The organism is Pseudomonas fluorescens, from assembly GCF_001307275.1.
Classification (GTDB): Bacteria; Pseudomonadota; Gammaproteobacteria; order Pseudomonadales; family Pseudomonadaceae; genus Aquipseudomonas; species Aquipseudomonas fluorescens_AA.
In genome coordinates this window covers 4,821,347-4,841,047 of the sequence record NZ_CP012831.1, presented here as the reverse complement: position 1 = coordinate 4,841,047, position 19,701 = coordinate 4,821,347, and the positions used below count along the sequence as shown (strand labels likewise).

Here is a 19,701-nt window from a genome sequence, read left to right as displayed (position 1 = left end):
CTCAACGGTTGGCGTCGGAGTGCGTCATGGCGGTGTAGAACAGCCAGGACACCAACAGAATGATCAGGAAATACACCAGGGAAAACGCCGCCGCCGGGCCCAGGTCGAATTGGCCGATGGCCATTTGCGTCAGGGTCTGGCTGAGGAACGTGGTGGCGTTGCCCGGCCCGCCGCCGGTGAGTACGAACGGCTCGGTGTAGATCATGAAGCTGTCCATGAAACGCAGCATCACGGCGATCAGCAGCACACTCTTCATCTTCGGCAACTGGATGTGACGGAACACGGCCCAGTTCGACGCCCGGTCGATCCGCGCGGCCTGGTAGTACACGTCGGGAATCGCTCGCAACCCCGAATAGCACAGCAGCGCCACCAACGAAGTCCAGTGCCAGACATCCATCACCAGCACGGTGACCCAGGCGTCCATGGTGTTGGCCGCGTAGTTGTAGTTGATGCCCAGGCCGTTGAGGGTCGAGCCCAGCAAACCGATGTCGGCGCGACCGAAAATCTGCCAGATGGTGCCCACCACGTTCCACGGGATCAGCAGCGGAATCGCCAGGATGATCAGCACCAGGGACGACCATTTGCCCTTGGTCGGCATGGTCAGGGCGATGGCGATGCCGAGGGGAATTTCAATCAGCAGCACGCACGCCGAGTAGATGAACTGGCGCAGCAGCGAATCGTGCAGCCGCGGATCGAGCAGCACCTGCTTGTACCAGTCGGCGCCGACGAAGTAGCGGCTGGATTGGTCGAAGATGTCCTGCACCGAATAGTTGACCACGGTCATCATCGGAATCACGGCGCTGAAGGCCACCAGCAGGAACACCGGCAATACCAGCCACCAGGCCTTGTTGTTCTGCACCTTGTTCATGGCTGCACCTCGCTCAACGGTTCCAGCAGGTATTCATCGGCATAGACCATCAGCCATTGGGCCGGAAAACTGATGTACGCCGTGCCTTCCGGCACCGGCTTGTCTTCGGCCAGGCGGACCTTCAGCGGTGCGCCATCGAGGTTGAGGGTCAGGATCTTGTAGGTGCCCAGGTCTTCGACGTGCACCACGTCAGCCTGCATCGCGTCGTCGTAAGGGCCGTCCCAGACATGCACGAACTCGGGACGGATACCGACCTTCAGGCTTTTGCCTTCGGCTTCGGCGACACGACGTTGCAAGGTTTCCGACAGCGGCAAGTGGGTCGAGGCGAAACCGACACCGCCGGGCTGCGCCGTGACCTCGATCAGGTTCATCCCCGGGCTGCCGATGAAGTAGCCGACAAAGGTGTGGCTCGGGCGCTCGAACAAGTCCCGGGGCGTACCGAACTGCACGATCTGGCCGCCATACATCACCGCGATCTTGTCGGCGAAAGTCGAGGCTTCCAACTGGTCGTGGGTGACGTAGACCATGGTGATGTTGAACTGCTCGTGGATCTGCTTGAGCTTGCGCCGCAGTTTCCATTTCAGGTGCGGGTCGATCACCGTCAGCGGTTCGTCGAACAGGATTGCCGACACATCGTCGCGCACCAGCCCGCGGCCCATGGAGACTTTCTGCTTCTCATCGGCGGTGAGGTTGCGGGCCTTTTTGTCCAGCAGGTTCTGCAGGTCCAGGACCTCGGCGATTTCCTGCACCTTGGTGTGGATCCGCGCTTCGGCCATGCCCTGGTTGCGCAGCGGGAACGCCAGGTTGTCGAACACCGTCATGGTGTCGTACACCACCGGGAACTGGAACACCTGAGCGATGTTGCGGTGTTCCGGGGTCAGGTCGTTGACGACTTTGCTGTCGAACATCACCTGCCCTTCGGAGGGGCTGAGCAAGCCGGAGATGATGTTGAGCAAGGTGGACTTGCCGCAGCCCGAAGGTCCGAGCAGCGCATAGGCGCCGCCCTGCTCCCAGATGTGGTTCATCTCGCGGATCGCGTAATCCTCGGGGCCCGCCGGGGTGCTGGTGTAGCTGTGGGCGAGGTTCTGCAAACGAATTTCAGCCATCAGGCAACCCTCGCGATACGCTGCCCTGGGGCTTGGACCAGCTTGCCCTGGGCGTCGAAAACAAACAGTTTATGGGTCGGAATGTAGATGCGAATCGGCGCGTCCACGTCGTACTCATGCACCCCTGGCAAGTGCAGCACCAGCAGGAAATGTTCGTTGCGCACGTGCAGGAACGTCTCCGAGCCGCTGATCTCGGCCACTTCGACGGTCACCGCCAGTTCGAGGTCGTCGTCGTTGCTCGGCACCAGGGAGATATGGCTGGGGCGCACGCCGAAACGGAACTCGCCCTCGCCCACCGGGCGCAGGTCGACGTTCAGCGGGAAGTGCACGAAATTGGCGAAGCTGACTTCGTTGCCGGCGATACGACCCGGCATGAGGTTGATCGGCGGTTCGGAAAACAACTCGGCGGCCAGCACCGTTTGTGGCTGGTGATAGACAGAGGACGACTTGCCACTTTGAATCACCCGGCCCTCATGCAGGATCGTGGTGGTGCCGCCCAGGGCCAGCGCTTCGTTAGGCTCGGTGGTGGCGTAGACAGCGATGGTATGGCGGGCCTGGAACAGCTCGCGCATTTCCTGGCGCAGCTCTTCACGCAGCTTGTAGTCCAGGTTCACCAAGGGCTCGTCGAACAGGATCAGTTCGGCGTCCTTGACCAGTGCCCGGGCCATGGCCGTGCGCTGCTGCTGGCCGCCGGACAATTCCAGCGGATGGCGCTGCAAGAACTTCTCGATCCGCAGCATCCTGGCGGTTTCCAGCACCTTGCTCTGGATGACTTCGTCGGACACACCAGCCTGGCGCAACGGCGAGGCGATGTTTTCGAAAACGGTCATGGTCGGGTAGTTGATGAACTGCTGGTAAACCATCGACACGTTGCGCAGCCGCACCGGGCGGTGGGTGACGTCGACGCCGTTCATCAGGATGCGGCCGCTGTCGGGCTTGTCCAGACCGGCCATCAGGCGCATGAGGCTGGTCTTGCCGGACAGCGTGCGGCCCAGCAGGACGTTGAAGGATCCGGGTTCGAAACTCAGATTGGCATCGTCGATCCAGGTCTGGCCTTCGACGGTGCGACAGATGTGCTCAAGCTTTAATGACATGGCTCGGCCTTTTTATTATTTGGAGTCAAGCGACCCGAGTTGCAAAGCGAAAGCCGTGCCAGAAATCACAAGCCCTTGATCCTGCTTATTTTTGTAAAAAAATCCGAGAAAAACACGTTCATAGATGAACACAAGTGAACAGCCACGACTGAACAACTGAACAATCTTCGGGTTGACAATGAACAATTTTGAACAACACTGAATGAACGTTTTCGGTTAGCCTGGCCATGCCCTTTGTGGGAGCGAGCTTGCTCGCGATAGCGGTGTGTCAGTCACATCGATGCTGCTGATCCACCGCTATCGCGAGCAAGCCCGCTCCCACAATGGTCTGTGTTATTACGTGCTATTCAGGCCTGCCCCAGCACAAGGAGTCTGTGCGAGACTTGCCACAACAATAAAAAACAGCACCTGCGAGAGTGCCCCATGGCCGCACCTGCTCCTGCCTTGTCCCACGAGGCCATCATCCAGGCCTCCTGGTCCCGTTGCCGCGCCTTTGGCCTGAATCACCAGAGCGTGCCGGCCTTCGATCAGTTGCCCGCCCAAGGCATCGCCCAGTTGCTGGAGAGCCAGCATTCACTGGTGCAGACCACCCATCAGGAAGTCCTGCCGTATTACGAAAACATCCTGAGCAACTCCAACTGCCTGATCATGCTGGCCGACAACCAGGGCCAAGTGCTGACCTCCTGGGGCACCCAGCGCTTCATCGAGCCGAAACTGGCCCATGGCTTCAGCGCCGGGGCAAGCTGGATGGAGCGCTGCACCGGCACCAACGCCATCGGCACCGCGCTGGCCTGCGAACAGGCAGTGCACATCGAGCACGATGAACACTTCCTCAAGGCCAACCGTTTCATGACCGGCTCCGCCGCGCCGATCTTCGATGCCGAGCGCAAGGTCATCGCCGTGCTGGACGTCTCCAGCGACAGCTACCTGCCGCCGTCCCACACCCTGGGCATGGTCAAGATGATGAGCCAGACCGTGGAGAACCGGCTGATCCTCAACTTGTTTCGCGGTGAACACTTCCAGCTGACCTTCAACACCGGCTTGAACAACCTCGACAGCCAATGGGCCGGGCTGCTGATCTTCGACGAGAGCGGCCAAGTCCTGTCAGCCAATCGCCGGGCCGACAACCTGCTGGGCCTGAGCCTGTCACGGGTGAGCATTGAAAGCCTGTTCAAGGTTTCGCTGCTGGAGCTGCTGAACCAACCCGACGGCCTGCCGTTCGCCCTGCAAGCGTCTGGCAGCAATCGATTCCAGTGCTTGCTCAGGCGCCCGAGCCAAGTGTCGATCAGGGCCCGGGTCTTCACCGAGGCGACACCTGCGCCAGCCCCCGCCAGCAACGCCATTAGCCTCAATACCCTGCACTTCGGTGACAACCGTGTGGAAAAAGCCGTGCGCCAGGCCGAGCGCTTGCTGGAGAAGGACATTCCGCTGCTGATCCATGGCGAGACCGGCGTCGGCAAGGAAGTGTTCGTCAAAGCCCTGCACCAGGCCAGCTCGCGCTGCAAGCAGCCGTTCATCGCCGTCAACTGCGCGGCGATCCCCGCCGAGTTGGTGGAATCGGAACTGTTCGGTTATGAAAAAGGCGCGTTCACCGGCGCCAACCAGAAAGGCAGCATCGGCCTGATCCGCAAGGCCGACCGCGGTACGCTGTTCCTCGACGAAATCGGCGACATGCCCCTGCCGACCCAGGCCCGACTGTTGCGGGTCTTGCAGGAGCGCTGCGTGCAACCGGTGGGCAGCGCCGAGCTGTTCCCGGTAGACATCCGTATCATCTCCGCCACCAACCGCTCGCTGCGCGAACAGGTGCAGCTGGGGCGGTTTCGCGAGGACTTGTACTACCGCATCGGCGGCCTGACCCTGGAACTGCCGCCCCTGCGCGAACGCAGCGACAAGCAGGCGCTGTTCAAACGCCTCTGGGAACACCACCGCGAACCGACCCAATGGGCCGGCCTGAGCCGTGAGGTCCTGGATTTGTTCGAACGCCATCCCTGGCCGGGCAACCTGCGACAGGTCAGCAGCGTGCTGCAAGTGGCCCTGGCGATGGCCGAGGAACAGCCGATCCGCCCGGAGCACCTGCCCGACGACTTTTTTGTCGACCTGGAAATGGAGCCGGTGGAAACACCGGAGCCGCTGACGGTGGACCTCAACGATACCGAAGACTTGAACCGCCAACTGCAGGCCGTGGGCGGAAATATTTCACACCTGGCACGACGCTTGGGCGTCAGCCGCAACACCCTGTACAAACGCCTGCGACAACTTGAAAGCTGATACAAACCCTGTCCCGCAAGGGATTTGTGGTGAATACCGAAACTGTGGGAGCGAGCTTGCTCGCGATAGCGTCAATTCAGCCAATGATGAAGTGACTGAAACGACGCCATCGCGAACAAGCTCGCTCCCACAGGAGGTTCGCTTCACTGAATGGTGCCGCTGCAAAGAGCTGCCAGTCAGTTGGAACACCGGGTCAGTCGAACGCGCCATTGAGCACTTCGTAGATGATGCCGCTGGCGATCGCCACCAGGATCAGGTCCGTGCCGACCTGCTGCCATTCATAACCGTCATAGTGCGGCAACCGCCCCAGCAGCCGGCCATCAAGCTTCTTGGCGATGCCGGGGGGCAACGGCTTGCCTCGGGCCAGGTTTTTCTGGATGCCCGGCGGCAGTGCCGGGCCGAGGCTCCAGTAATCGCGATAGCCGCCAATCACCCCCAGAATGCCGCCACGGTCAATGCTCGGGCCGTTATGCCAATCGCCGCCGCCTTGGTTTCCCTTGCCGCCCTGGTTGCTCTTGTTGCCGGGATTGCCTTGACCGCCCTTGTTGCCCTGCCCGCCTTTACCTCCTTGCCCGTGGCCCTGGCCTTGATCGAATTGTGCATTGCCCTTGCCGTTGCCCGGGTCCGCGACAACAATGCCAGGGCCCACCGCCAGGGCGAAACAGGTTGCTGCGGCAATCAACGAGCGCGATTTGAACATGGCAGTTCTCTCAAAAAAGGGATGTCCCCTGTAAAGATATAGAGACTAACGGTGATATTAGTTCCATATCACGCTGCGCGCCGCTGGCCGACTGGATTACACCCGAATACAGCAATCAAGGAGTTTCATGCGCAAGGATTACCTGGCTTTTTTCACCTCAATGTTCCTCTCTCGGTTGGCCGACCAGATCTTGCTGTTCATCGTCCCGCTGATTGTTTTCCAGACCACCAACAGCGTCGCCTGGGCAGGCCTGGCCTTCTTCGTCGAGTCCTTGCCACGCTATCTGGCGTTCCCGATCTGCGGCGCGCTGTGCGACAAGTTTCCGCCGATTCGCATCCTGCACATCAGCCAGGTCTATCGCGCCGTAGCCTGCGGCGTGGCAGTGCTGCTGTATGGCATCTTCGGCGGCATCTATTGGATCGTGGCGCTCTCGGCCCTCTGCGGCGTATTGACCACCCAGGGCATCATGGCCCGCGAAGTGGTGATGCCGTACATCTTCAAGCACTACACCTACACCAAGACCCTGTCCTACTCGCAAATCGCCGACCAGACCGGCTTGGTACTGGGCCCGCTGATCGCTGCGCTGCTGCTTGAGGTGTGGGCATGGCACTGGGTGGTGCTGGCGATTGCCGGGCTGTTCCTGCTGGCGGACCTGGCCATGGGGTACTGGCAGCGCACCAGTTCGGTCACCCTGGAAACCTTCGAGCAACCTCACGACCTCTGGCTGAATCCGTTGCGCGTTGCCTTCGGCCACATTCGCAACCTGGCGGAACTGAAAAAAATCATCAGCCTGGCGGTGGGCGTCAACCTGATCATCGGCGTCACCCTCGCCACATCGGCGGCCATGGTCATCGGCCACTACAGCGCTGGCAAGGATGATTACGCCGGGTTGCAGGCAGCCGGTGCGCTGGTCACCATCGTCATCCTGTTTATCCTGGCCCGGGTGAGCTTGCCCTTGAAACTGCTGGGTGCCCTCTCCTACACACTGATTACCGTCGGCGCCTTCGTCACTGCCCTCAGCCCGAACACAGGGGGCTACGTCGTCGGCTTCTTGCTGATCGTCGGTTTCGACAAAATGTTCAACGTCTACTTCCGCACCCTGCGCCAACAAGTCATTCCGCCCCAGGACTTCGGCAAGACCGTCGGCGTCATCACCCTGCTCAACAACCTGTCGCAACCGCTCGCGGGCCTGCTCGTCGCGGTGCTGGCCGCGCCTGTCGGTACGCAGGAGGTGATTCTGCTGCTGGCGGTTGTCACCGCTCTGATCGGCGCCGCAGTGGTCCTGCTGAACAGGCATTCAACACACGGAGCAAGCGTCTACCGCACCGATACCGACTGACCCTGCCGGAGCGTCGGTTTGTATTATCAGTGACTTATTGTTGAGGCATGGTTGAAACGTTGCCAGCGTCGAGGACGTCTGCCCCGCCATTCGTCACCTGTCCAATGGCGGGGCCAACAAGCGGCCCTGTCTGGCTCAGGGTTTGCACTGGCCTGTCTCAGCAGCCAAGAACGACGTAATTCTGACGCGGCGGCAAATTAATCAATGCTTGGTCAGCAAACGGAGATGTACCGTGTCAACTCTCAACGAAATCGCAGCGAACCACGCGAGAATGGCAAAGTTAAAGGAAGAAGAGTCGATGCGGCTGAGTGCGCTTCAGGGGCAGGTGGTGGGGAGTTTTGAAATTCCACCCATCGAGGCGCCGCAGGAGATGTCGCTGCACTTCATGACGGGAGGACAGGATCACTCGTTTGGAGAAGCATCTGCGCTGAGTTTTTGACCTGAGTGTTGGTAGGGCTCCGTCGCCCGGTTGTGTGCGGGCGACTCGGCTGTTCAGAACTGCCTGGCTAAAGCCGCCGCAAGTATGCCGGCCGCAATCGCCGGCAACGGTTTTTTCAGGATCAACATGACGACTGCCGTGGTGAGCAACGCCAAGCGTGCGCCGTCATCACCTTTGACCGCCATCGGTGCCAATACTGCCACCAACACCGAGCCAGACATGGCCGTGATGAACTGCTGCACCCGATAGTTGATCGGCACGAACGACATCACGAAAACACCGCCCCAGCGAGTCGCCAATGTCACCACGGCCATGATCGATAAGATGATCAATGTGCCGTAACCCGCGGTTTCGATATTCATTGTTTTTTCTCCATCCACACCGCACCCAGGATCCCACCCGCCAATGCACCGACGACGACATGACTGTTCGCCGGCAAATACCAATAGGCCAACAGCGATGAGCAGGCCGCCACAGTCCAGATGATGAGCATGCGCAGGTTCTTTTTCCCGCCCACGACCATCGCCAACAAGAAACAGCCCATCACCATATCGAGCCCGAAACTGACCGGGTTCTCGATGGCGCTGCCAAAATGAAGCCCCAGCCAACTCCCCAGGATCCAAGTGACCCACAGTGCAATGCCGCCGCCAAATAAAATCCCCAGCCCCGGCTTGCCCTGACTGAACGCCTGCATCGCCATGGCCCAGTTGGCATCCGAGACAACCAGCATCACACCGTAGCGTTTGGCAACGGGCAATTCCCGCAACCACGGGTAAAGCGTCGCGCCCATCAACAAGTGCCGGGCGTTGATAGCGAAGACGGTGATCATCAGCGGAACGACCGGCACTTGCTGCCCCCACAGATCCAACGCGGCAAATTGAGAAGCGCCGGCAAAAACCAGGGTGCTCATGAGCACGGCTGACGTATCACTCAAGCCCGTTTGCGCAGCCGCCAGGCCGAAAGCAACGCCGAATACGATGACAAAAAGAGAGATGGGGATCAGTTGCTTGAAACCGTCGTAAATGTGCTTCAGCTTTAGCTCATGCAAATGGGGTTGATCGCTCGACAAAACATCGCCTCTTCTGGTTATCCACGGTGTAAAAGCTGGGAGTATGAAGCTGAATCTTCATGGCGAGAACTTCTCGGCGGACCTATCCCCATCAACCCGGCGAATCCTATTAGTCGTAAAGCCAGCGACGAGCGCGTACCGTGCCCCATTTCCCGATTCAAAACGGGCGTCATTCAAATTGCCACCACGTCATAGGTGAATACCATGAGCACCCTTGAAAAAGCGATATCGATTGCCGCGCTGGCCCATGAAGGGCAAGTGGATAAGGGGGGCGCGCCTTACGTTTTGCACCCTCTGAAGGTCATGCTGCGCCTGGCCCATGACGAAGAGCGTATCGTGGCGGTGCTGCACGACGTGGTCGAAGACACCGCGACAACCCTCGCCGACCTGCGCGATGAAGGCTTCGGCGAAGCAATCCTGGGCGCAATCGACGCGCTCACCAAACGCGAAGGAGAGACTTACCAGGCCTTTATCGAGCGGGCTGCTCGCGACCCGATCGCGCGCCGAGTGAAGCTGGCAGACCTTGCGGAAAACAGCGACTTATCCCGCATAAGCGAGCCAAGCCAGAAAGACCTGGATCGGATTGAAAAGTACCGCAAGGCGACTGACTACCTGACGGCCTTGCAAAGGTAGGTGCCATTGAAAAAATAGAGTGAAGCGCGTCACAGACCAAGCGACCGCTCAAGTTGCCAATGCGGAATGTTCCACATCAACGGTCATAAAGCGGCAAAATAAGTGCCCCGGACGACTCGCTCGAATCTTCGACAAAACCAAAGCAACCAATGCTCTAAACCAGAGCACAGGATTTCTTGGAAGAAAGACAACTATTTATGGAAAACAGGAGCCTTGAAAATGAGCACGACTGAACAAGTACAAAGCACTGGCAAATACAGCGCCAAATGGCAGGAACGCTTCGACTTCTTTGACACCTACGGTGCACCAAACGACCCGCGCTACAAGGAAGCCGTCAAGACGCTGCCTGGCGTCAAGAAAAAAATCCTCATCAACGCCAACGTGATTGCGTTTTTCTTCGGCCCTATCTACCTGTTCGTCCTGGGCCTCTGGAAGAAAAACCTGGCCCTGCTGGGTATTTTCCTGGCGATCAATATCGCATTGAGCGTGATTTTCGCACTCATCGGCATGGAGTTTCCCCGTCCTTTGAGTACGGGCCTGAGCATCGCCCTGTCGATGATGTACGCACTCATGGCCAACTACGCGTACTACCTCAAAGAAGTGAAAGGCGAGCAAGGCTGGAACCCGTTCAAAGGCATGCGTCTCTGATTGCAGGCTCGGGTAATCAACAGCCCGCACCTCGTCATGAGTGTGCGGGCTTGTTGTTTCTGAGTCGTGGGAGTTTGGTTTTTAATAATAAAAAAGTATCGCGCCCATGGACTCATAGGTCGCGGGAGACTCGGCAGTACGATGACACTCGGAACTTCGGGGCGGCTTGCGAGCCGACACCGTCCCCAAATCCAACCAGGTGTTAAGTAAGCGATACATATCTGTCCGCATTTTAAACACTCGCACTCATACGCTCTTAAAACCTTTGCAAATAATGGCAACCTACAAAAGCCCGACTACCCTGAGCCTGAGCGACGTAAAAAAACAATGCAAAGGAGCAGCAGATGAAAACAATACTATTGATAATAACTGCATTACTCTTAACTGCTTGCAATGCAAATTGGAACAGCATCTACAGGACTCATGACTTCCAGCTACCTCAAACTGCCCAAGAGAGACAAAAATCCGTATTCATAGACATTAACCAGAGAGCGATCGTAAGCGGTAACGACACCATTTGTGCGGAACCCAGCCCGGATGCAATGCAAGCCTATGCGGCCCAACTCGCTGCCTCCGGCACGCTGAGCGACAGGGCCAAGGCGGAATTAGCGGCCGCGGTACAAACTTCGGCAGCCTACATTGGCGTCAGGTCAAAGAACATTCAGCTCTTCAGAGATGAATTTTATCGACTCTGCGAAGCGCGCATGAACGACACCCTTGATGATGCACAATATAATTTTTTCCTGGCAAGGCTCCAACGTTACTCGGTGGCATTGGCAGCCGTGGAAGAACTTAACCAGGGAGCCATTGCCCCGGCTGTATACCTATCGTCCTCCGGCAGCGCATCAGTCGCTGGATTAGCGGCCCAGCGGCAAGAATTGACGGCCGTTCAGAGTGAACTGGCGACAGCGAAAAAAGTGATGACCGACACACCTTCTGACGCAGCCAACGCGAAGGTAGCTGAATTAGCTGGAAAAGAAGCAGAGCTCAAAAAGGCCATCGATGAAAACAAAAACAATTCAGTCAGTGGTAAAGCGACGGGGGCAATTGGAACTCCGGCAAACGGTACGTCCCAGATAACGGCTGATGCCACTCAAAAAATCATTACAGCCGTCCTGACAACCAACGACCTCCCCTATATGTGCCTGGAGCGCTTGAACGAATATGCCAAACGAAACATGAATCTGGGCGAAAGTGACTCATGGTCCCAACTCCCCGACGGACGTGTCATTTCCAAAGGCGGACGCCCGCTGAATGAAGCCGAGAGGGCCATCGTTTCATATTGCAAATCCATACTCCAAACAGCGGGGGCCAACGCGCAGTTCTGAGTACTTGAGAAAAAGGGATAGATTGATGCAAGCCCCTCGGGGGCTCCGCTTTGCCCCCGGCTTTTCCAGGTTAGCGTTAATCATCCAAGATAATAAATCAGTCCTGCCCAGTCATGGCATTGGCTGCGGACTGCGCCGAAAGCGGAACATCGAACACTCGATCGAACACCCATTGAAAAACCAGCGCGTAAAAAAAGAAAAACACGAACAACCCCAGGTTGGTCACCAGCGCCAGCCACAGGCTGATGCCCAACCATGCGCCAATCACCGGAGTCAGGATCAACGTCAAGCCGCCTTCGAATCCCAGGGAATGGAGCAGTCGTCGCAGCCAGGTGCGATGGCGGCTGCGCTGGCGACGCTCCCACCACTCGAACAGGCCGTTGAAAAGCATGTTCCAGGCCAGCGCAACGGCAGAAATCACCAGCGACAGCAGGGTTGAATATCCCATCCCTTGTTCGTAGGTCAGCGCGAGCGCCGGGGCCACGAACAACACACCGCCGGCTTCGTAGAGGATGGCCTGGAGGATTTTACGGGGCGTGCCTTGCATCGGCGGGCTCCTGAGCCGGATTGGAAGACCACAGCCTGGCAAGTTGAGCCCCCGCGCACAATTGAGCTAAATTGAGCCACGCTCAACCTGAGTAACCTACCCGCCCATGTTCGCCAAACTGCCCCTCACCGCCTTGCGCGGCTTCGAGTCCGCCGCACGGCTGGGCAGCTTCAAGGCCGCGGCTCAGGAACTGAACGTCAGCCCGGCGGCGATCTCCCACCAAGTCAAAAGCCTTGAAGCCTTCCTTGGCGTGCGCCTGTTCGATCGCTCCAGCCAAAACGTGCGCCTGAGCGCCGACGGCGAGCGCCTTCACCCTTACATGCACCGCGCCCTGCTCGATATCCAGCAAGGCCTGCAGATACTGTCGCCAACGTGTGCCGCGCAGTCCCTGGTGGTGAGCACAACGCCAGCGTTCGCCAGCCTGTGGCTGATACCTCGGCTCGGGGACTTTCATCGGTTGCACCCGCAGATCGACGTCAGGCTGCACAGCAGCAACGACGTGGTGGACCTGCGACGAGACGCCAGCATCGACCTGGCGATCCGCGCCCTGTTCAGACCGGACCCACAACTGTTCGAACAGCCTTTATTGGATGAGCACTTTGGCGTTTATTGCCGACCCGGTTGGCAACCACCCGCGGCGGGCTCGCCCGTCGAACTGATCGACGTGCCGTGGCTGAGCAGCGCAAACGTCGCAGTCGACTGGCCTGCATGGTGCGCCAAGGCCGGCACCCTGGGTTGGCTGGAGAACGCCCGCTTGCGGCGTTATGACGAGGAACAGCATGCACTGCAGGCAGCGATCGCCGGGCACGGGCTGGTGCTCGCCAGCAACGTGCTGGTTGCTGAGGCTGTTGCGCGTGGTGAGCTGGTTGATTATCGCCCGGAGGTTCGCTTGGCGGGTGCGCGGTATACCGTGGTGTGCGTGCCGGGACGGGAGCGGCAAGTGGAGGTGCGGGCTTTTAGTGAGTGGTTGCTGGGGCGGAGTATTGGTTGAATCAGGTGTTCTTGACTTCACCCGCAGCAACCACATCCAACTGACCGCTTGTCGCTTCTGTCATACCTGACAGTTATCACTCGAACATATCACAGGCTACATAGGCAGTTACTTACTCAACTCGCCTGCTGAAAACTGACTGCATAAAATCTGGTGCACCCCCGCATTCAATTTCATTCCTAAGGTAGTACCTCGGTACTTATTACGTAGGAAATAGAACCATGAACTTTCAACTTGAAGAATTACCTGATAACTCAATTACCGAAGCCAAACTCGTGCGCTACCTGTCTGCACGCATCGGCGCGTTGTTTAGTTCGGTCTCCGAAATGCTGGAAGATGTCGAGCTGAATGACTCGGCGATATCGGTAGGAGACACGCTTCTAGCGCAAGGCTTCCAGTATGAAGTCATGGCAGAAACGGCCGAACCTCATCTGGTGACTGCCGGAGGCCTGAAACTTCGCGTACTTGCCGACGCCTCGGAGCGAATGTCATTGGCGGCATTCGGCGCAGACCCCTTGGGCAACGAAGATAGCGTGCCCGCTTTGCAGAAAGCAGCAAGGGCGGCCAACGAGGCGCAAGCGACGCTGGTTGCAAGGGGTCGGTTCAAACTCATCGGTAACGGCCTCGTTGAACTCACCACCGATTGCGATTTTTCTGGCGCCGTATTCGACTGTTCGGCTTGGTCCGGGCGCTTTGTCTTTGGCAGAAAAAACAGCGCAGAGACCTACGGGCCAGATTCAGCCGTCGTCAGGCTCTTGATGAGTTCTCAGGATCTCGACGTAGGCTCGTCACGATTCTCGGGCTGGTTCGGCCGTCCGGAAGTCAGCGACAGCTTCGTCATCATCTACACCGAGCAGGATTTTTACACCTACCGCTCGGAGACAAAAAAACGGATCGAGCTAAACAGAGTCTACAAAGATGGCGTTGTGTCCTCGCCGCTAAGGTACTCCCTGGCCGGCGTTAACGTATCCTCGGTGAAAGTGTTTCGAATGGAAGATCGACGACGCACGGTCAAGGGATTAACGCTGGACATTCGCAACAATGCTGAATCAAACGAATACGTACGTGTCAGCACCAGCTTGCTCGATCTGGATGTGCGCTTCATCCAGGATGAAAATATCTATACGCCACGCAACCCAACCTATGTTTATTTTGCTGAATGCTGTCAGGTGAGGGCTCGCACTGAGATGCAGTGGGCGATCCGGAACGAAAGTTTCAACTATGCCTACAACTTCCAACTCAATACCTGCTACGACATTGAAATAACGCCCCATGCCGACGGTGAAGGATGGGGCGCGACCGGTAACAATCTTTGCCAACGGGTCACCCTGCGGGACGGCGTGCTCAGCCGTGTGGATTTCCATCAGCCATTCATGGAATGGTTGCGATTGCGCAATATGGTGGTCGGACATAGCGGGATTCTTGTGACGGCGCTCGGCACTTTAGACCTCGATACGGTGACCTTCCATGCCCGTAATATGGCAAGTCGCAGCGACGGTTTTGTGAAAGGGAGAGGTGACACGGGAGGGTTCTGCGATGGCGACCTCCTGATGCGTAACATCACGATCATCAGCAATAAAGGTGTCGGCGATCTGGAGCTTTTTCTGCATTCACAAAGCTCTGGCACGGCAAAACCCGCCGGGACCCCAATCGAGTATCGATTTTGGCGCAGGATCGTTGTCGATGGCCTTGACTATCGATCTCAATTGAATGTGCCGCAACGGCTCTGGGTCAGGCCCGGTAAAATTCAATTCGCCGACGCATCCATTGCAGTATGCGAGGAACTCACCGTCCACAATGCCCATGGCTCCGGCCTGAATGTGGAGGTAAATCTCGATGACAGGCTCCCCTCAAAAGAAAGCCTATTCGCACTCAAACTCGACCTGGAAAACATGGTGGGTGAGACCATTGCTACACAGGGCAATAACGCGAACTTTCGAGTGCTGGCCTCCATAAGAAACTGTCGTGGTTTTGGTCAGGAAGACGGGATTGCCTTCAAGCCTCAAGCGCCAGGCGAATACACGATGACAGGCGGTTGCGTCTCAAGGATCGACTGCTTGGGCACTCGACCTCCCATTGCGCCGGTCCTGCTCCAAGCGTATGGCACCGTGATCGTTGATACCCATGATGATCGAGACTTGGTCACTGCCAGCCAGAATGGCGATATCCGTTTATTAGACTGCACATTCAGGGTGCCAGTGCTGGACAGGCTGGCCACACTACTGGGCGCCCTGCTGGAACGCCCAAAGTTCTTCGTCAATGGCGCCCGAAAACGCTGGCCTCTCGGCGAAGACTTGCATGGAAAGCCAGGAAACCTGGAACTACCTCATTCCCCACGTGAAGGGCAAAAAGTCAGATTGGTCATGGGATATACCAGTAACTCGACTGCAGCCGAAGTGGAGTTGCTGATACCCGCCGTAGGAGGGCGTACGGTCTTTGCCGGCTTTCATGAGGACGATGAACCGGGCTTGGGTATTTTGCACCGCACCGCAGAGACCACGCTCGCGGTATCGGGCCCTGTCTGGTTCAGGTATCTGCGTCTCGGATGACAGGACGCTCGGCGCTGCATGGCGCCTGAGCAGTTCTCCGGAAAGTAGATGGCAGACCACAATTTCGGGTTCATCTAAGAAAGAGGCGGATCCGCCGCGAAATCCGTAGGGATATTGAGGAAGGAATGCCAAGCATCTACAGCGTCATGATGCCGCTGGGCAGCATCCTCCCAAAAAGGACCGGATACCTCTTTCGCAGAAACCAGCATCATCATTTTTATCGTCGCGGCATCCAGCTCTTTGAGAAGCTCATGGGATGTGGCCCTGAATTCTTCGAACGACGTCATTCCATTTACCTCGGGCGGTGCTCACCGCTATTGAGGAATACACATTCCTCGATGAATGGAGTCCCCCGGGCGGCAGTAATTCCAAAGGGTCGGACCGCCGGTAAATTCATTACGAGGCGATGCTCACTGCCTGCTGGGGTCTGCCCCTCGATTTGCGCTATTTATTGGGCAGGAACCGGTCAATGATCATCGAGACTGCCTGCAGCGAAGAGATCAGGACTGTGTCTATGCAAAATGGAACTTCATCCAACGGTTCATAATGAAACTAGAGCAGCCACAGGCAACAGACCAAACACTCCAGACGTTCAGACAGGGCTCACTTGAAACTTGGAACAGACCCTGCCCCCCCTGCAAATTCCCAAGTCTGCGCTTTTTGATATTCATCTGTTCGCAACGCGTGCTCAAGCCCTTCCCGATAATCGCATTGCGATTTGACGATTACATTTTCTCGACTATATTAAAATGCAAAATTAAATTTCGGAATGAAATCCGATGAACTATCTTAATAGCTACGACCCCAGTGAAATACTAAACAGCACAATATTATCACTTGCACCAAACAACATTATCGTGCAAGAGCGCAATAGCGTATTTTTTGGCGGACCTAAAGCCAACAATCCGTCTCCAGCCATCCATAGTGGCGGCTATCCGTTTACCCCGCTCGGTCAATTAGGTGGGTTCTACCTGAGTTCTTCTCGCCAAGAGAGCGTGGCAATCCATCAGCTCCAAAACAGGCACTGCATTCCCTATAACCCTCACGCACAATACGCCACTTGGCGTACCGATCAATTAGTTCTCCTCGACACAGATGATGTTCAACAAATAAAAAAAGCCTTGAACGCCGATGCTTACTTCACCTCGGGCAGCTCTATTCAGCCAAATTTCAACTTCTCCAATCCCGTATCAAAGAATGCCAGCGATTACTTCTGTAAAAATTTCCACCTACTCGGCCCTAACGACCCAAATATAAAACTGTGTTTATCTGACTTATCTAAAGATCCAGTCGCGTATTCCGAGGTTTGCGGCTGGTTAAAATTCCGCAGGAACGACGTAAAATCCGGCAATAGACTTAATAACCATTATGTAAACCTAAGAGATTCAAATGCCAAACACTACGCATCGGAGAACAGAGGAGAGTATGGCGCAGCCAAACTAATGGTAACCGTCATGGGTACTAACTATCAGTTGAAAATAGGTAAAGCCTCATCAGGGCGAACCAATGGAATAGACCAGATATGGGTCAAGCGAAATTTGCAGACCGGCGCGGTCGAGGAGTACCTCATAGTTGAATGCAAAGGCAGTGTGGACGCCCATCTCGGCGATGCCAGTTATGGCCGACAGATGTCTACACGCTGGGTCTTTTATTGCTTGCTCGGCCTACTTGGAACCAACGGAAACCTGGCAAGCACATCGACTTCGGATGTATATGCAAAGAAAGAGTTGGTTAATAAAATCTTGCTTGCGCTGATTAATCCAGGAATTCCAGTGCGGGGCATGATCGTTCAACCCATGAGAAAGTCCAAGACTGACCCGGACTCCATAGATGTCTATGAGCTTGGAACCTATAGTTTAATCAATGAATTTAACGTTGCTTGGCAAGCGTGTTATGGGACGTCATCCAGTGGCCCCACCAAGCAGGTTGTCACTGGATTCAGGCTTTGATTTCTATCGTCATGGAAAATTGGGGCATGGGCTGGATCAAGTAGGCTTGTTAGCGTTCTTCGCGCTACGGCGCGCCTAAAAGCACCTTCCAGGCATTACCTGTTGCCCCCTTTCCTCTCAATGAAGAACCCTGCGGCTCTCCCCAATCCTGATCCTGTCGAGCGCTCTGTTTAAAGCATCCAAAGCATCGAGCAGGGCCTTCGCTTCTGCTTCCCGACCATCACCCCAGAGGCGTTCAGCCATTTTGTTCAGTGCTTGGATAGAGCGCTCGATTTCAGCTGCAGTCGCTGCTTTGCTTTCCTGAGATTTCTTTGGCATTGATTAACCCTTCTTCGGGACGTTGCTTCATCAGCTTCGACGCGATTACATCACACGCCAGAACGTGAAACCGGGACAAACCATGATTTGAATTCACCTGTAATTAATCCGCCGCATGATCGTGGCTTGTCCCTTCTTCCCGGCGAAATCAGCCCTTACACATCGCCTATGGACAGGTAACAGCCTTTCGAGACTGCTTCTTGGTCCACAGAAGACGACCATTGATTCTCCCATCAGACCACGACTCGGTAACCAGAGCGCAATTGCCGCTCAGGTTCTCGACAAACGTCTTTGGATAACCTTCAGGCTCATCTCCCCCCAGACGCATCCAGTTTGGATCTGGCGAGGTCACTGATTGATAAGGCATGCAGGCTGCCAGTGTGACCAGCGAGAATGCCAAAATCACTTTTTTCATATAAGTTCCGACCAATTTGGCGAGTGTCCGGGCAAAAACGCGGAGTATAAATTGACTGGATGCTTTCCCAGCGCGAGCCACGAAGAGGACTTGCTGCAAGTGCCGCTATACAACCCACCTCAATCGACGGAAACCAGAAAGCTGGGGACAGACCGCGATTTGAGTTCACGTGTAATCGGACCGTCTCATAGTCGTGGTCTGTCCGCGTTTCCCTTGCATCCACAGCCCGCAAGACCATTGTCGCGAGTGCTGATGAGGGGATGGGGAAAGCCTTCGATTTGAACTCATGATCCAACCCGCTGTAACGCCACCCTAGCGATGCTCGCACCCTGCGGGCTCGGCCAGTGAAGAAGGCACGGAAACGACGGAAAGGGTTTAAATTGGACCAGGCCATATCCAAGCGTGCCTGCACCATCTCATTTTTCGCCTGGACGATCTGCCCTGCCAAACTTAGCGCCCTCCTCTTGAACTCCCTGTGAAGCGCCTGCTCCTCGGTCTCGTTTCCCAGTGGCTTAACCTTCATCTCGGAAAATGTGAAAAGCGTTTTGTCGCCGAGCACACAAAACGTGCCGCGACATTTTTGTATATTGCCCTGAAAGATAAAATCGACCGAACAGAACGCATGTTCGTCCATGTCTATGTAGTACAGCGGCTCACCCAGGAGATTTCGAACTATTCCGTCCTGGTGAATCCGACCCAAGGGTGCCCCATCGCTGCCATTGCCTTTGAAGACCAGGTAGCGGCCGTTCGTATAGTTGTACGGCATTAGCGCTCCCAGTTGCCCATTCGCTTCGTGTTATCACTTGAAAAGCACATTGCACCGGGTACACCACCCTTCAGCTGCGCTCCGGTTCATTGGAAAACGGAAGGGAGGATGACTTGTATCGGCAACCGTCAAAACCAGTGAGAATTTTATGAATCTACGCCGAAGCTCGTCGACTGGAACACTCATGCCTGCCCCATCGACTACTTGCATAACCCCGCCCGACACCCGGCTGTCAATCCGTAGCCACTCAAACTGCCAGCCTGTTACCCACGTGAAGTCTCGAATTTGATAGTCGCCGGTGACGCTTTGGCATTGAGCGAGTTTCTTGTTGGAAAGGTCAAAGACAAAAAACAGGGGGCTTGGATAGCCGAGCAGCTGAGTATCGTCAAGGCTCAGACCTTCTTTCAGGTTGATGGATGCGACAAGTGCTTTTGCTCGTCTCTTGCGCCATATCAAGTACCCTATGGCGAGGCAAAAAATAGAACAGGAAGCCACGAAGAGCTGACGTCCTTCGACTGTAAACTGATCGGGCCAAAACCGTACCACGCCCCACAAGAGTCCTATCGTCGCAAGCCCCGATACCCAAGCGGCGGGGATCACTATACCGTTAGCGAGATTTGCTCCGAGCGTCCTCGAACAGCTTTTCATAACTGCATCCTTATAGAAGAGCTCGC

Annotated in this window: 20 protein-coding genes; 9 read left to right on the top strand and 11 right to left on the bottom strand. The window is 56.3% G+C overall.

Features of this window, described 5'->3' with window-relative positions:
- Position 1: 1 nt before the first annotated feature.
- The 3 genes from AO356_RS21645 to AO356_RS21635 are packed head-to-tail and all read right to left on the bottom strand — an operon-like array spanning position 2 to position 3,068.
- Complete coding sequence (locus tag AO356_RS21645) at positions 2–868, bottom strand: carbohydrate ABC transporter permease (RefSeq protein ID WP_030142069.1); 867 nt, start codon at positions 866–868, stop codon at positions 2–4.
- Positions 865–1,974: an ABC transporter ATP-binding protein gene (locus AO356_RS21640; RefSeq protein WP_060741472.1), complete on the bottom strand. Its 1,110-nt coding sequence runs from the start codon at positions 1,972–1,974 to the stop codon at positions 865–867. The genes AO356_RS21645 and AO356_RS21640 overlap by 4 nt, the downstream gene beginning before the upstream one ends.
- Entirely contained in the window at positions 1,974–3,068 is a 1,095-nt protein-coding gene (locus tag AO356_RS21635; RefSeq protein WP_060741471.1) for an ABC transporter ATP-binding protein, read from the bottom strand. The genes AO356_RS21640 and AO356_RS21635 overlap by 1 nt, the downstream gene beginning before the upstream one ends.
- Before the next feature lie 423 nt (positions 3,069–3,491).
- Here AO356_RS21635 and AO356_RS21630 point away from each other — a divergent pair, with 423 nt between their 5' ends.
- Positions 3,492–5,336, top strand: coding sequence for a sigma-54-dependent Fis family transcriptional regulator (locus AO356_RS21630; RefSeq protein WP_060741470.1), 1,845 nt, complete (start codon positions 3,492–3,494; stop codon positions 5,334–5,336).
- A gap of 193 nt (positions 5,337–5,529) precedes the next feature.
- Here AO356_RS21630 and AO356_RS21625 read toward each other — a convergent pair whose 3' ends face one another.
- Positions 5,530–6,036 carry an anti-virulence regulator CigR family protein gene (locus AO356_RS21625; RefSeq protein ID WP_060741469.1) on the bottom strand — a complete coding sequence of 169 codons (507 nt, stop codon included), beginning with the start codon at positions 6,034–6,036 and terminating at the stop codon, positions 5,530–5,532.
- A gap of 127 nt (positions 6,037–6,163) precedes the next feature.
- Here AO356_RS21625 and AO356_RS21620 point away from each other — a divergent pair, with 127 nt between their 5' ends.
- Positions 6,164–7,375, top strand: a complete 1,212-nt coding sequence (locus AO356_RS21620; protein WP_060741468.1) for an MFS transporter — start codon at positions 6,164–6,166, stop codon at positions 7,373–7,375.
- Between the two features lie 232 nt (positions 7,376–7,607).
- Complete coding sequence (locus tag AO356_RS21615) at positions 7,608–7,814, top strand: hypothetical protein (RefSeq protein WP_060741467.1); 207 nt, start codon at positions 7,608–7,610, stop codon at positions 7,812–7,814.
- A 53-nt stretch (positions 7,815–7,867) separates the two neighbouring features.
- On the opposite strand, the gene AO356_RS21610 is transcribed toward AO356_RS21615, so the two are convergent.
- Both AO356_RS21610 and AO356_RS21605 read right to left on the bottom strand, forming a co-directional pair.
- Entirely contained in the window at positions 7,868–8,176 is a 309-nt protein-coding gene (locus tag AO356_RS21610; protein WP_060741466.1) for an AzlD family protein, read from the bottom strand.
- Positions 8,173–8,883 carry an AzlC family ABC transporter permease gene (locus AO356_RS21605; RefSeq protein ID WP_060741465.1) on the bottom strand — a complete coding sequence of 237 codons (711 nt, stop codon included), beginning with the start codon at positions 8,881–8,883 and terminating at the stop codon, positions 8,173–8,175. Before AO356_RS21605 ends, AO356_RS21610 begins: the two co-directional genes overlap by 4 nt.
- Positions 8,884–9,087: 204 nt before the next feature.
- Between AO356_RS21605 and AO356_RS21600 the strand changes: the two genes are divergently transcribed.
- From AO356_RS21600 to AO356_RS21590, 3 genes are all read left to right on the top strand, one after another.
- A complete protein-coding gene (locus tag AO356_RS21600; protein WP_060741464.1) occupies positions 9,088–9,516 on the top strand; it encodes an HD domain-containing protein in 429 nt (142 codons plus the stop codon).
- Positions 9,517–9,735: 219 nt separating this feature from the next.
- Positions 9,736–10,164: a DUF2628 domain-containing protein gene (locus AO356_RS21595; RefSeq protein ID WP_060741463.1), complete on the top strand. Its 429-nt coding sequence runs from the start codon at positions 9,736–9,738 to the stop codon at positions 10,162–10,164.
- A gap of 344 nt (positions 10,165–10,508) precedes the next feature.
- On the top strand, positions 10,509–11,492 hold the full coding sequence (locus tag AO356_RS21590; protein WP_060741462.1) for a hypothetical protein: 984 nt from the start codon (positions 10,509–10,511) through the stop codon (positions 11,490–11,492).
- Positions 11,493–11,589: 97 nt separating this feature from the next.
- Here AO356_RS21590 and AO356_RS21585 read toward each other — a convergent pair whose 3' ends face one another.
- The gene (locus AO356_RS21585) at positions 11,590–12,039 is read right to left on the bottom strand and encodes a PACE efflux transporter (protein WP_060741461.1); all 450 of its coding nucleotides are present in this window, start codon (positions 12,037–12,039) and stop codon (positions 11,590–11,592) included.
- Between the two features lie 106 nt (positions 12,040–12,145).
- Between AO356_RS21585 and AO356_RS21580 the strand changes: the two genes are divergently transcribed.
- Positions 12,146–13,030, top strand: a complete 885-nt coding sequence (locus AO356_RS21580) for a LysR substrate-binding domain-containing protein (protein WP_060741460.1) — start codon at positions 12,146–12,148, stop codon at positions 13,028–13,030.
- A gap of 221 nt (positions 13,031–13,251) precedes the next feature.
- Positions 13,252–15,579 (top strand): hypothetical protein, encoded by a 2,328-nt coding sequence (locus AO356_RS21575; protein ID WP_060741459.1) that lies wholly within the window; start codon positions 13,252–13,254, stop codon positions 15,577–15,579.
- A gap of 74 nt (positions 15,580–15,653) precedes the next feature.
- Here AO356_RS21575 and AO356_RS21570 read toward each other — a convergent pair whose 3' ends face one another.
- Complete coding sequence (locus AO356_RS21570; RefSeq protein WP_060741458.1) at positions 15,654–15,866, bottom strand: hypothetical protein; 213 nt, start codon at positions 15,864–15,866, stop codon at positions 15,654–15,656.
- Between the two features lie 492 nt (positions 15,867–16,358).
- Here AO356_RS21570 and AO356_RS32635 point away from each other — a divergent pair, with 492 nt between their 5' ends.
- A complete protein-coding gene (locus tag AO356_RS32635) occupies positions 16,359–17,528 on the top strand; it encodes a hypothetical protein (RefSeq protein ID WP_146042643.1) in 1,170 nt (389 codons plus the stop codon).
- A 117-nt stretch (positions 17,529–17,645) separates the two neighbouring features.
- On the opposite strand, the gene AO356_RS21560 is transcribed toward AO356_RS32635, so the two are convergent.
- The 3 genes from AO356_RS21560 to AO356_RS21550 form a co-directional block, all read right to left on the bottom strand.
- Entirely contained in the window at positions 17,646–17,846 is a 201-nt protein-coding gene (locus AO356_RS21560) for a hypothetical protein (RefSeq protein ID WP_060741456.1), read from the bottom strand.
- Positions 17,847–18,154: 308 nt separating this feature from the next.
- Positions 18,155–19,027 carry a hypothetical protein gene (locus AO356_RS21555; protein ID WP_203225759.1) on the bottom strand — a complete coding sequence of 291 codons (873 nt, stop codon included), beginning with the start codon at positions 19,025–19,027 and terminating at the stop codon, positions 18,155–18,157.
- A gap of 33 nt (positions 19,028–19,060) precedes the next feature.
- Positions 19,061–19,675 (bottom strand): hypothetical protein, encoded by a 615-nt coding sequence (locus AO356_RS21550; protein WP_060741455.1) that lies wholly within the window; start codon positions 19,673–19,675, stop codon positions 19,061–19,063.
- Between the last annotated feature and the right edge of the window lie 26 nt (positions 19,676–19,701).